13 protein-coding genes are annotated in these 12,324 nt (G+C 52.8%); 7 read left to right on the top strand and 6 right to left on the bottom strand.

The annotated features are described in order from the left end of the window. The first annotated feature begins 63 nt into the window (after nucleotides 1–63). Nucleotides 64–1,185 carry a ribonuclease D gene (gene rnd / locus IAE30_RS10080; protein ID WP_038650065.1) on the top strand — a complete coding sequence of 374 codons (1,122 nt, stop codon included), beginning with the start codon at nucleotides 64–66 and terminating at the stop codon, nucleotides 1,183–1,185. 54 nt (nucleotides 1,186–1,239) lie between these two features. Here the strand turns inward: rnd and minE are convergent, their stop codons facing one another. Genes minE through minC form a run of 3 tightly spaced genes read right to left on the bottom strand, consistent with a single transcriptional unit; the run spans nucleotide 1,240 to nucleotide 3,075 of the window. Beyond that, a complete protein-coding gene (gene minE, locus IAE30_RS10075; RefSeq protein ID WP_034828741.1) occupies nucleotides 1,240–1,515 on the bottom strand; it encodes a cell division topological specificity factor MinE in 276 nt (91 codons plus the stop codon). Nucleotides 1,516–1,518: 3 nt separating this feature from the next. Continuing rightward, nucleotides 1,519–2,331: a septum site-determining protein MinD gene (gene minD, locus IAE30_RS10070; RefSeq protein WP_034828743.1), complete on the bottom strand. Its 813-nt coding sequence runs from the start codon at nucleotides 2,329–2,331 to the stop codon at nucleotides 1,519–1,521. A 33-nt stretch (nucleotides 2,332–2,364) separates the two neighbouring features. Continuing rightward, entirely contained in the window at nucleotides 2,365–3,075 is a 711-nt protein-coding gene (gene minC / locus IAE30_RS10065; RefSeq protein ID WP_038646603.1) for a septum site-determining protein MinC, read from the bottom strand. A gap of 153 nt (nucleotides 3,076–3,228) precedes the next feature. On the opposite strand from minC, the gene IAE30_RS10060 reads away from it, so the two are divergent. The 3 genes from IAE30_RS10060 (at nucleotide 3,229) to IAE30_RS10050 (ending at nucleotide 4,943) form a co-directional block, all read left to right on the top strand. Next, nucleotides 3,229–3,504 carry a YcgL domain-containing protein gene (locus IAE30_RS10060; RefSeq protein ID WP_058959843.1) on the top strand — a complete coding sequence of 92 codons (276 nt, stop codon included), beginning with the start codon at nucleotides 3,229–3,231 and terminating at the stop codon, nucleotides 3,502–3,504. 267 nt (nucleotides 3,505–3,771) lie between these two features. Next, nucleotides 3,772–4,431 carry a fumarylacetoacetate hydrolase family protein gene (locus tag IAE30_RS10055; protein ID WP_200679452.1) on the top strand — a complete coding sequence of 220 codons (660 nt, stop codon included), beginning with the start codon at nucleotides 3,772–3,774 and terminating at the stop codon, nucleotides 4,429–4,431. 65 nt (nucleotides 4,432–4,496) lie between these two features. Beyond that, nucleotides 4,497–4,943 carry a YcgN family cysteine cluster protein gene (locus IAE30_RS10050; RefSeq protein WP_038646609.1) on the top strand — a complete coding sequence of 149 codons (447 nt, stop codon included), beginning with the start codon at nucleotides 4,497–4,499 and terminating at the stop codon, nucleotides 4,941–4,943. A 39-nt stretch (nucleotides 4,944–4,982) separates the two neighbouring features. Here the strand turns inward: IAE30_RS10050 and dsbB are convergent, their stop codons facing one another. Then, a complete protein-coding gene (gene dsbB / locus IAE30_RS10045) occupies nucleotides 4,983–5,516 on the bottom strand; it encodes a disulfide bond formation protein DsbB (RefSeq protein ID WP_034828752.1) in 534 nt (177 codons plus the stop codon). A 316-nt stretch (nucleotides 5,517–5,832) separates the two neighbouring features. Here dsbB and fadR point away from each other — a divergent pair, with 316 nt between their 5' ends. Next, entirely contained in the window at nucleotides 5,833–6,552 is a 720-nt protein-coding gene (gene fadR / locus IAE30_RS10040; protein ID WP_038646611.1) for a fatty acid metabolism transcriptional regulator FadR, read from the top strand. 37 nt (nucleotides 6,553–6,589) lie between these two features. Here fadR and IAE30_RS10035 read toward each other — a convergent pair whose 3' ends face one another. Continuing rightward, nucleotides 6,590–8,125 (bottom strand): SpoVR family protein, encoded by a 1,536-nt coding sequence (locus IAE30_RS10035; protein WP_034828757.1) that lies wholly within the window; start codon nucleotides 8,123–8,125, stop codon nucleotides 6,590–6,592. Nucleotides 8,126–8,626: 501 nt separating this feature from the next. Between IAE30_RS10035 and IAE30_RS10030 the strand changes: the two genes are divergently transcribed. Then, the gene (locus tag IAE30_RS10030) at nucleotides 8,627–9,928 is read left to right on the top strand and encodes a D-amino acid dehydrogenase (protein ID WP_200679450.1); all 1,302 of its coding nucleotides are present in this window, start codon (nucleotides 8,627–8,629) and stop codon (nucleotides 9,926–9,928) included. Between the two features lie 21 nt (nucleotides 9,929–9,949). Continuing rightward, complete coding sequence (dadX, locus tag IAE30_RS10025) at nucleotides 9,950–11,020, top strand: catabolic alanine racemase DadX (RefSeq protein WP_200679449.1); 1,071 nt, start codon at nucleotides 9,950–9,952, stop codon at nucleotides 11,018–11,020. Here dadX and IAE30_RS10020 read toward each other — a convergent pair. After that, nucleotides 11,013–12,206, bottom strand: coding sequence for a multidrug effflux MFS transporter (locus IAE30_RS10020; protein WP_045832178.1), 1,194 nt, complete (start codon nucleotides 12,204–12,206; stop codon nucleotides 11,013–11,015). The genes dadX and IAE30_RS10020 overlap by 8 nt on opposite strands. Nucleotides 12,207–12,324: the final 118 nt, after the last annotated feature.

The raw sequence follows: 12,324 nt of genomic DNA, 5'->3' as shown, positions 1-12,324 counted from the left end.
CGGCGTTTTTATTGCTTTTAACATGGAGCGCTGCGCGAAGTGTGCCGCAGCGAGAATGAATACGTGAATTACACTTTGATCGACCAAAACAGCCAGCTGGCTGCCGTGTGCGAACAAGCGCGCCAGCATGATGCCGTTGCGCTGGATACTGAATTCGTGCGCACGCGCACTTACTATCCGCAGTTGGGTCTGATCCAGCTGTTCGATGGTGAACAACTGGTTCTGATCGATCCGCTTAACATCAGTGACTGGACGCCGTTCATCGCACTGCTGCAAGACAAGCAGGTGACAAAATTCCTGCACGCCGGTGGCGAAGATCTTGAAGTTTTCTTGCATCGTTTTAAATGCCTGCCCGATCCGATGATCGATACTCAAATCCTGGCGGCCTTCGCTGGGCAGCCCCTGTCATGGGGCTTCGCTTCGATGGTTAATCACTTTAACCAAATCGAACTGGATAAGAGCGAATCCCGTACTGACTGGCTGGCGCGCCCGCTCACTGAGCGTCAATGCGACTATGCCGCAGCAGATGTCGCGTATCTTCTGCCGATTGCCCATCAGTTAGTTGAGCAGACACAAGCCGCAGGCAACATGGCTGCAGCGCTGAGCGAATGCGATAATCTTTGCCAGCGTCGTCTTGACGTTTTGCAGCCAGAGGATGCATGGCGCGACATCACCAACGCATGGCAGTTGCGTCCGCGCCAGTTGGCAGCGCTGCAACGCCTGGCGGCATGGCGCTTGAACATCGCCCGCCAGAAAGACATGGCCGTGAATTTTGTGGTACGTGAAGAGAATCTGTGGAAAGTGGCGCGCTTTATGCCGGGTAGCCTGGGGGAACTCGATCATCTGGGCCTGAACGGTCATGAAATCCGCTTCCACGGGAAAGCGATGGTGGCGCTGGTGGCGGAAGCTCAGGCTCAGGATGAAGCGACCTTGCCACAACCGTTGCCTAATCTGATTGACCATCCACATTACAAACAGGCATTTAAAGCCATCAAAGCGCTGGTGTTACAGGTAAGCGAAGAGACGGGTTTCAGTCAGGAGCTATTGGCTTCACGTCGCCAAATCAATCAGGTGTTAAGCGTTTACTGGGGCTTGAAAAGCGGATGCCGTACACCAGAATTACTGACTGGCTGGCGTGGTGAATTGCTGCAAAAACGAATCGACGAGATCCTGCAGGCGCTATAAGCGGAATGTTTTCCCCTGCGCACAACGCAGGGGAAAATCAGGAACCCGCTACAATCATTTAGGAACGTCTTCCGTCTCCGTCTCCGGCAGTGTGACGTTGAGTTCCAGGATGGAGATATCGTCCCCTTTCTGATCCAGCTGAACGGTCACCATATCCGGGTCAATTTTCACGTACTTACAGATCACTTCCAAAATATCGCGCTTCAGTTGCGGCAGATAATGGGGCTCACTGTCGCCCCTTCTGCGCTCGGCTACGATAATTTGCAGCCTTTCCTTGGCTATGTTGGCTGTGTTCTTCTTACGGGATAAAAAGAAATCTAATAATGCCATTGGTTATCCCCCGAACAGGCGTTTCAGGAAACCCTTCTTCTCTTCTTCAATAAAGCGGAAGGGGCGTTCTTCGCCAAGCAGGCGATCTACGGTATCAGCGTAAGCTTTACCGGCGTCAGAGTTAGCGTCGAGAATGACCGGCTCACCCTGGTTAGAAGCACGAAGTACCGACTGATCTTCCGGGATCACACCCACCAGTGGTATACGCAGAATCTCCAGCACGTCTTCCATGCTCAGCATGTCGCCACGCGTCACGCGGCCTGGGTTATAACGTGTCAGTAGCAGATGTTCTTTCACCGGGTCCTGGCTGTTTTCAGCACGACGCGATTTAGAAGAGATAATGCCCAGAATACGGTCGGAGTCACGTACGGAAGAGACTTCCGGGTTGGTGGTGATAATCGCTTCATCCGCAAAGTACAGTGCCATCAACGCACCGGTTTCGATACCCGCAGGGGAATCACATACGATGAAGTCGAACTCCATCGCGGCCAGGTCGTTTAATACTTTTTCCACGCCTTCGCGGGTCAGCGCATCTTTATCACGCGTTTGTGAAGCAGGCAGAATATAGAGTTGCTCCGTGCGCTTGTCACGAATCAGTGCCTGGTTCAGTGTTGCATCGCCCTGGATGACGTTGACGAAGTCATAAACCACACGGCGTTCACAGCCCATGATCAGGTCGAGGTTACGCAGACCGATATCAAAATCGATCACGACAGTTTTCTTGCCTTTCTGCGCTAAACCGGTTGCGATGGCCGCGCTTGACGTGGTCTTGCCAACGCCCCCTTTACCCGATGTAACTACAATGATGCGTGCCATAAATGTTGATTTCCTTAACGAAAGAAAAGGGGCCTAATAAAGTGTCTGAATGGTGAGCGCGCCCTCTTTAAGGCACAGGCGCGCGGCTTTACCAAAGAATTCCGCCGGTATCTGATCCATGATCCAATATTCCCCGGCAATAGAGACCAACTCGGCTGCGAGGTTGGTACAAAAAATCTGGCTGTCACGTTCGCCACTGGCACCCGCCAGCGCACGACCACGCATCATGCCGTAAATATGAATATTGCCGTCTGCCACCAGTTCGGCACCGGCGCTGACGCTGTTGGTGACGATAAGGTCGGCATTCCGTGCGTAAATTTGTTGGCCTGAGCGCACTGGCGTATTGATGATGCGGGTTTTACTGGCGGTTTCAGCCACCGGTGCCACGATCGGCGGCGCATCTTCTGCCACTGGCGCTTCTGCACGCTTGCGATTCTCTTTGCCTTCTGACAACACCGGCAAGCCTGCTCGGGCAATCATCTTTTTCAGGGCTTCATCTTTACAACCGCTGACACCAACAATCCGTAAACCAGTGGCGATGACCGCCTGCTGCATCTGCTTCCAGTTGATGTCACCGTTCAGCGCTGACACATTGAGCACCACCGGCGCATTCTGCAAAAACGCAGGTGCCTGGTCGATTTTGTCCTGCAGCGCCTGACGAATCACCTCGGGTTGTGAATGGTGCAGATGAACCACTGACAGGGTAAAACTGCTTCCCTTGAATTCGATTGGCGTTTGCGACATCTGTCCTGACTCAGTCCTGTTTTACGACCCTAAGATGTACGTCGATAAAATCGTCATTAACATCAAACGGTCAATATTCGAAGTTCTGCAAGCATGTTATAGTTACTGCTATATTCAGGCAAGTGACGCCACAGGTTAATTCGAGTAAAAAATATGTTTTGTGTGATCTACAGAAGCCCGCAACGTGAACAAACTTATCTTTATGTTGAAAAAAAAGACGATTTTTCGCGCGTTCCTGAAGAACTGCTGCGTGGCTTTGGTAAACCCCAGCTGGCAATGGTGCTATCACTGGACAAACGCGACAAACTGGCTAATGCAGATATCAATAAAGTTAAGCAAGGTTTGAGCGATCAAGGCTATTATTTACAGATCCCACCACCGGTTGAAAGTCTGCTCAACATTCATCTTGATCAGAGTAAAAAAGTTTAATTCGGATTCATCTGTAAATATGCCCTGTAAATATCCTCAGTGTTATTTGCATTAATTATTCGCCCGCTTTAAAGCAATATTGCGGGCAATAATCTCCGGCGGTGATCCTGTTTGTTGAGCATGATTAACGACTTTTGACAATTTCCGCCACGTCTGCCGCTATAAAACCGCTAATATAATCTTCCTCAGCTCGCCGCGTTCCGGCGCTGAACCTGACCTATCCGCCAGTCAGACTGGCATCAAACACAACTAATGCAGGGGAACAGCATGTATCAGCATCGTAACTGGCAGGGCGCTTTGTTGGATTATCCCGTCAGCAAAGTGGTTTGCGTAGGCAGCAACTATGCGAAGCACATCAAGGAAATGGGCAGCGCCACGCCGACAGAACCGGTGGTGTTTATCAAACCGGAAACGGCGGTGTGCGATCTGCGTCAGCCGCTCTCAATTCCCGCTAACTTCGGCGAAGTGCATCACGAAGTGGAACTGGCAGTGTTGATTGGATCAACACTGAAGCAAGCCAGTGAAGAGCATGTGGTGAAGGCCATTGCCGGATATGGCGTGGCACTGGATCTGACGCTGCGCGATGTGCAGGCGGGCTTAAAAAAAGCCGGGCAGCCGTGGGAAAAATCCAAAGGGTTTGATAACTCCTGCCCGCTGTCAGGTTTTATTCCGTTTTCTGAATTCAGCGGCGACCCGCAAGACACCGAACTGAAACTGGTGGTGAATGGTGAAGTGCGCCAGCATGGCAGCACGGCGGATATGATTCACAAAATCCTGCCGCTGATTGCCTATATGAGTCAGTACTTTACGCTGCGCGCTGGCGATGTGATCCTGACGGGCACCCCGGAAGGTGTCGGGCCAATGCGATCTGGCGATAAACTCGAAATCTCGCTGGCCGGTCACGGAATTACCACCCGCGTACTGTAAAACTTGCATCACCGCACCTAACCCTTTATAAGGTGCGGTCTTATTGCACAACCCGGACCGCGATCATGACTGAACAACCTTTCTGGCAGACAAAACGCCTTGACCAAATGGACGATGCAGAGTGGGAATCACTGTGCGACGGCTGCGGCCAGTGCTGCCTGAATAAGTTGCAGGATGCGGACACCGACGAAATCTATTTCACCAATGTGGCCTGCAATCAGCTGAACATCAAAACCTGCCAGTGCCGTAACTACGAGCGCCGGTTTGAATTTGAAGAGGACTGTATCAAGCTGACGCGTGAAAACCTCACCACCTTTAACTGGTTGCCGCGTACCTGCGCCTATCGTCTGTTAGGCGAAGGCGGCACATTGCCTGCCTGGCATCCATTGGTGGCCGGTTCGAAAAAAGCGATGCATGCGCAGCGTATCTCGGTGCGGTATATCGCGGTGCGGGAGAGCGAAGTGCGCGACTGGGAAGATCACATTATCGATCGGCCCGACCGTAACGGTTGACGTGATAACAGGCAGCGAGAGCTGCCTGTTTTGTTATGATTAGCGGCTAAACAGATCGCGGCGTTTTGGCTTAAACGGCTGGGCAATCAGCACCAGTGCACCAACCAGCAGATACGCGGCAAAGATGACGATCATCCACTGCGGCATACTCCAGGTCAGGAATGTCCAGCTGCGTTCGGCACAATCACCGCTGGCTACAAATACCGATGGCAGCCATTTATCCAACGGCAGCCAGGTCGGGAAGCGCGCGGCAAAGTCACAAGTGACAAACGGATTCGGGTGCAGCTGAATATTCGTATGTTCAATCGAAAGCATTAAGCCCTTATAAGCGCTGTACAGCCAAATCAGGATAGCGGCCCAGCGCAGTGGCAGGGACTTCGGGGCGAACGCGCCAACGATACCTGCACCCATGACGCCAAACAGCGCACAACGTTCGTAGATACACATCACGCAGGGTTTCAGTCCCATGACGTGTTGAAAGAAGAGTGCAGTCAGTTCAAAAGCCAGTGCTGTCAGAGCCAGCAATAACCATGCCCCGCGTCCTCGTGAGCATTGATTCAAATATCGCAACATATTGCTTATCCTGTAACCATTAATGCTTCGCAGTGTAAACCAAAAGCGTAACCGTGCCAGCCAGGTAAGGGGAAAAAATCATGTACAAAAATGACTTAAGCCTGATCCAGGCCATAAAAATCGCATTTACTGATCAAGCGGAGGTGACAGAAGGTCCATACCACGCAAACGAGTGCGTTGCCGTCTGACCGGTTAAAAACACCGCTGAATTTTGCGCCAGCGCGCGCTTTTAATCGATTGTCAGTCTATTTCCGCTATAGCCGCTCTGGTATGATGAGTGCCATTACGACAAAGAAAGCAATGAGAAATAAATGCTATGGTGATTAAGGCGCAAAGCCCCGCAGGATTTGCTGAAGAGTATATTATTGAAAGCATCTGGAACAGTCGCTTTCCGCCGGGGTCTATTCTGCCTGCTGAACGTGAGCTTTCTGAACTGATTGGCGTCACGCGCACTACGCTGCGTGAAGTTTTACAGCGTCTGGCACGCGATGGATGGTTAACCATTCAGCATGGTAAACCCACGCGCGTGAATGATTTCTGGGAAACCTCCGGTCTTAACATTCTCGAAACGCTTGCCCGCCTCGATCACGATAGCGTACCGCAGTTGATTGATAATCTGCTGTCGGTGCGTACCAATATCGCGTCGATTTTTATCAGCCGCGCACTGCGCCATCATCCGGACAAAGCGCGCGAGGTGCTGGAAACTGCACTGAGCGAAGAGGATAAAGCAGAAGCTTACACCGAACTGGATTATCGCGTGTTCCGTGGTTTGGCCTTTGCCTCCGGTAACCCGATTTATGGATTGATCCTGAACGGTTTGAAAGGGCTGTATACCCGCGTGGGGCGCCACTACTTCTCTAATTCTGAGGCGCGTCAGCAGGCTCGTAGCTTCTATCGTCAACTGGCGGATTTGTGCAGTGTGAATCCCACACAGGACCAGATTGTCGATACAGTACGTGAGTATGGTCGTCGCAGTGGAGAAATCTGGCATAGCATGCAAAAAAGCATGCCCGATGATTTAGCCAGCAAGCGCTAAAAGAAAACCGGACTTTAACAGTCCGGTTTTTTTATGCTTACAGTGCCGGGCCACGTGAAGGCGAACGGTCCAGCAACTCAACGCTGCCATCTTCGTTCTGTTGTTCCAGAATCACATCGAAACCCCACAACCGATGCACATGCTTTAGCACTTCGCGGCGGCTTTTATCCAACGGCGCGCGTTGCTGTGGCACGTAGCGTAAGGTCAGCGAACGGTCGCCGCGCAGATCCACATTATAGACCTGAATGTTAGGCTCCAGATTGCTCAGGTTGTACTGCGCTGACAGTTGCTGGCGGATGGCGCGATAGCCTGCCTCATCGTGGATCGCGGCAATTTCCAGGAAGTTATTGCGATCGTCATCCATTACCGTAAACAGGCGGAAGTCTCGCATCACTTTGGGTGACAGGAATTGGCTGATGAAACTCTCATCTTTAAACTCGCGCATGGCAAAGTGCAGCGTTTTCAGCCAGTCGGAACCCGCAATATCCGGGAACCAGTAGCGATCTTCTTCCGTCGGTGACTGGCAGATACGCTTGATATCCTGGAACATGGCGAAGCCCAAAGCGTAAGGGTTTATGCCGTTATACCACTGGCTGTTATACGGTGGCTGATACACCACATTGGTGTGGCTGTGCAGGAACTCCATCATAAAGCGTTCCGACACTTTCCCTTCGTCGTATAGATGGTTGAGGATGGTGTAATGCCAGAACGTCGCCCATCCTTCGTTCATCACCTGCGTCTGTTTCTGCGGGTAAAAATACTGGCTGACCTTACGCACGATGCGCAGCACCTCACGTTGCCAGGATTCCAGCAGCGGGGCGTTTTTTTCCATAAAGTAGAGCAGATTTTCCTGCGGTTCCGAAGGATAGCGCGCCGCTTCCACGTGCACGGACTCCTTCTCTTTACGTGGCAGGGTGCGCCATAACGTATTCACCTGGCTCTGCAGATACTCTTCACGGCTTTTTTGCCGCGCTTTCTCTTCCTGCAGCGAAATTTTTTGCGGACGCTTGTAGCGATCAACGCCGTAGTTCATCAGAGCATGGCAGGAGTCGAGCAGCCGCTCCACTTCTTCCACGCCATATCGCTCTTCGCAATCAGTGATGTAGTTACGCGCGAATAACAGGTAATCGACGATGGAGCTGGCATCGGTCCAGCTGCGGAATAAATAGTTATTTTTAAAGAAAGAGTTGTGCCCATAGCACGCGTGCGCCATCACCAGCGCCTGCATGGTCATGGTGTTCTCTTCCATTAAATAAGCAATACAAGGATTGGAGTTGATGACGATCTCGTAGGCTAAGCCCTGCTGACCATGTTTATAGCGTTGTTCGGTTTCAATAAATTTTTTACCGAACGACCAGTGGGCATAGTTAATCGGCATACCCACGCTGGAGTAGGCATCCATCATTTGTTCGGAGGTGATGACTTCGATTTGATGCGGATAGGTATCAAGCCCGTAGCTTTTCGCTACACGGTCAATTTCTGCCAGATAAACATCAAGCAGTTCAAAGGTCCAGTCGGGTCCATCACTGAGTCGTTTACTGCTCCGGGTTGGCTCGTCAAAGATTGTCGTCATAGCGCACCTCTGTTTTGCAAGCGGCAGGCAACGGAGTGTCACCTGTCACGATCGTTTAAGGCTTCATCCTGAGAAAGACGGCCCAATAAAACTGAGCGAACACTTCAATGATAGTCCACTGTCGCTTATCCGAAACCGGAACTCAATCGAATTCTTTTGGCAGAAAATCATTCAAAAATCGTCGCTTAAGTCATTACTGATGACAACTCTTGGTTTTTAGCTAACTTGCAGAATAAAACTCTGTTTATAAGCGCATTATATGACTGCGACGCTTTCTCCTGAAAAAAGAGAAAAGCACTCCCTTACGCATAATAAATTGCTGATTAATGGTTTTATGGCATAAAAAATCCTGATTTTTGCACTGACTCATGATTTCTGTGTGCAGGAAGGTGAAAAACATGTGAAATATGTCTGTCGAATGTAAGATAAGAAGTGCTGTCTGGTTATGCTGATACAAACAGCATTCATAGTTGATTATGCTTTTGCCGCGGCGAGGGGCTTATGCGCGTAGTGATTCTTGGAAGTGGTGTCGTGGGAGTGGCGAGTGCCTGGTATCTGGCGCAGGCTGGACATGAGGTGACGGTCATCGATCGCCAGCCGGGGGCCGCGCTGGAAACCAGTGCCGGTAACGCTGGCCAGATCTCTCCAGGTTATGCGGCGCCCTGGGCGGCACCGGGTGTGCCACTGAAAGCGGTTAAATGGATGTTCCAGCGCCACGCGCCATTGGCCGTCCGCCTCGATGGCAGCAAGTTCCAGCTGGAATGGATGTGGAACATGCTGCGCAACTGTGACATGCGCCATTATCAGGAAAACAAAGGACGCATGGTACGTATCGCGGAATACAGTCGTGATTGCCTGAAAGCATTGCGCGCCTCGACCGGTATCGCCTATGAAGGCCGGCAGGGCGGCACCTTGCAGTTGTTCCGCACTCAGCAACAGTTTGAGAGCGCCAGCAAAGATATTGCCGTACTCAAAGATGCCGGCGTGCCTTACGAACTCCTGGAAGCACACCAGTTACACAGCGTTGAACCGGCGCTGGCCACGACGGCACATAAACTGACCGGCGGGCTGCGTTTACCGAATGATGAAACCGGAGACTGCCAGCTGTTTACGCAGCGCCTGGCCGAGATGGCAGCCGCTGCGGGTGTCACCTTCCGCTACGACACTCAGGTTGACCAACTGCTGCGTGAAGGCAATCGTATTTACGGCGTGAAGTGTGGCGAAGAGGTGATTAAGGCGGACGCCTATGTGGTGGCGTTCGGTTCCTACTCGACCGCGCTGCTGAAAGACATCGTGTCAATTCCGGTCTATCCGCTTAAAGGCTATTCCCTCACTATTCCGATTAAGAATCCAGTCGCAGCCCCCGTCTCCACCATCCTTGATGAAACCTACAAAGTGGCGGTCACGCGCTTTGACGATCGCATCCGCGTGGGGGGCATGGCGGAAATTGTTGGTTTTAACACCAAACTGACGCCTGCACGACGTGAAACGCTGGAGATGGTGGTCAGCGATCTCTATCCTGAAGGCGGTTTTGTTGAACAGGCCACGTTCTGGACAGGATTGCGTCCGATGACGCCGGACGGCACGCCGATTGTCGGGCGTACACCGCTGTCCAATCTCTATCTCAACACCGGTCACGGAACGCTGGGATGGACCATGGCCTGTGGTTCCGGTCAGCTATTGGCCGATTTGATTTCCGGTCAGAAACCGGCGATTGCCGCAGACGATTTGTCAGTACTGCGCTACCTGCCGGGTTTCGAACCCCATTCGTCGCCGTTGCGTAACGCTAACGCGGCGCGTTGAGACCTCAGGGAGAGCACAAGCATGTCACGTCCTACTGGCGCCACCATTAACCAACAGGCGCTGCGCCACAATCTGGCGATTGTACGGCAGGCTGCACCGCAGTCGCGGGTTTGGTCAGTGGTCAAAGCCAATGCTTACGGGCACGGTATCGCGCGTGCCTGGCAAAGTCTGGCAGAGACCGATGGTTTCGCGCTGTTGAATATGGAAGAAGCGATTCTGTTGCGTGAGCAGGGTTGGAAAAAACCGATTCTGTTGCTGGAAGGTTTCTTCCATGCCGAAGATTTAACCTTGATCGATCGTTATCGTTTGACCACCAGTGTGCACAGCAACTGGCAGATTCAGGCGCTGGCCAAAGCTTCACTTTCTGCACCGGTTGATATCTATGTGAAGATGAACAGCGGCATGAATCGGCTGGGTTTCCGTCCGGAACAGGTGCAGGCGGCGTGGCAGAAACTGCGTGCGCTCCCTAACGTCGGTGAGATGACGCTGATGGCACATTTTGCGGACGCGGAAAACCCGGAAGGACTTATCGAACCGATGAAGCGCGTTGAACTGGCCGCCGAAGGTTTGGATTGCCCGCGCTCGCTCTCCAACTCTGCCGCCACTTTGTGGCATCCAGAGGCGCACTTTGACTGGGTGCGTCCGGGGATCATTCTCTATGGCGCATCGCCAAGCGGGAATTGGCAGGATATTGCCAGCAGCGGCTTGCAACCGGTGATGACGCTGAACAGTGAAATCATTGGTGTGCAGCAGCTCAGTGCTGGTGACGGCGTGGGCTATGGCTATCGCTATCATGCATCGGGCGCACAGCGCATTGGTATTGTGGCCTGCGGCTATGCAGATGGCTATCCGCGCCATGCGCCAACCGGCACGCCAGTCAGCGTTGACGGTATTCGTACCCAGACGCTGGGCGCGATCTCCATGGATATGATGATGATTGACCTCGAACCTTGCCCGCAGGCCGGGATTGGTTCCAAAGTGGAACTGTGGGGCAATCAGGTGAAAATCGATGAGGTGGCGAAAGCCGCTGGCACGGTGGGCTACGAGCTGATGTGTGCGCTCGCGCCCCGCGTACCAGTTGAGATTATTTAAGCGCGGTCACGCTGCCGTGCATCTTCTTACTGCAGCGCCAGGCAATCAGGGCCAGCGCTGCACCTAAAAGCATCATTAAAGCCAGTGCTGATTTTTCTGCGACCGGCAATGCCACAATCATCAGGCTGCCACCCGCGCCGCACGCCATCTGAATAAACCCCTGCAAGGCCGCGGCAACGCCTGCCTGCTGCTGATACGGTTCTAACGCGTAGCTGGTGGCGGGGCCAACGGTAAAGGCCAGTCCTGCAACCGATACCGCCACCGGAATCATATACAGCGCCCAGTGTGTCTGCCATGCGGCAGGCAACAGCATCATTCCCGCCAGCAGCAGAATGGCACCCAGCAGCATGGTGACAAAGCCCATCGCCAGGCAGAACGGGCGTCCGGCTTTACGGATAGTCTTATTCACAAACGCACTGACCAGCATGATCCAAAAGCCGTTGGCACCAAAGGCAAAGGAGAATTGCAGGGGCGTCAGACCCCCTTCCGTCATTAGCACGTGGGGGGCAAGTGACACATAAGTCAGCACCATGCCGAGCGCACCCGCGTTGGCAAACGCGAAAGCAAGAAAACGCGGCTCACGTGCAATCGCCGCATATTGCGCTAACGGCAATCCTTTGACGCGTAACGTATCGGCTGGACGGGTTTCCGGCAGGAAGAACACTACAATCAAACCAATGACTGCAGCATAGCCACACAGGAACCAGAAGGGCGCTCGCCAGCCGTAGGCTTCAGCAAGGATACCACCCAGTAGTGGCGCCAATGCCGGCACAATATTCAATGCACCATTGAGAAAACCATAGGCGCGCGCAGCTTCATCACCGCTTAAACGATCGCGCACGCCACTGAAGGCCACCACCGCACTGCAACAGACCGCGCAGCCCTGAATCAAACGGGCGAGGAAGAACACTGGCCATACGGTGGCCGTTGCCGCCACGGCGCTGCCAATGATGTAAAGCACCAGGCCAATGATCGCAATCGGCTTACGGCCAAAATTATCTACTAAGGGTCCGGTCACCAGCTGGCCGATGCCCATCACCAGTAAGAACAGCGGGATGGTGATCTGAATCAAACTGACCGGACTGTTAAGGCCTTCAGCGATTTGCGGCAGAGTAGGAAGGTATAAATCGATGCCGAGTGGTGCCAGCAGCACCAGGCTTAAAAGCAGCAGGGTAAATTTTTGCATCTGAAACCAGAAACGTCCTGTTAAACAAGCGGGAAGGGTAATGACTTAGCAGGGAAAAAGAAAGGAATAAAAAAGCGATGTCTGCTGAGACAACACAGACATCGCATCGCGGGTAGGA

It is taken from the genome of Pantoea sp. S61 (genome assembly GCF_016625145.1).
In the GTDB taxonomy this organism is placed as follows: Bacteria; Pseudomonadota; Gammaproteobacteria; order Enterobacterales; family Enterobacteriaceae; genus Pantoea; species Pantoea rwandensis_B.
This window is presented reverse-complemented; position numbering and strand designations above follow the sequence as displayed.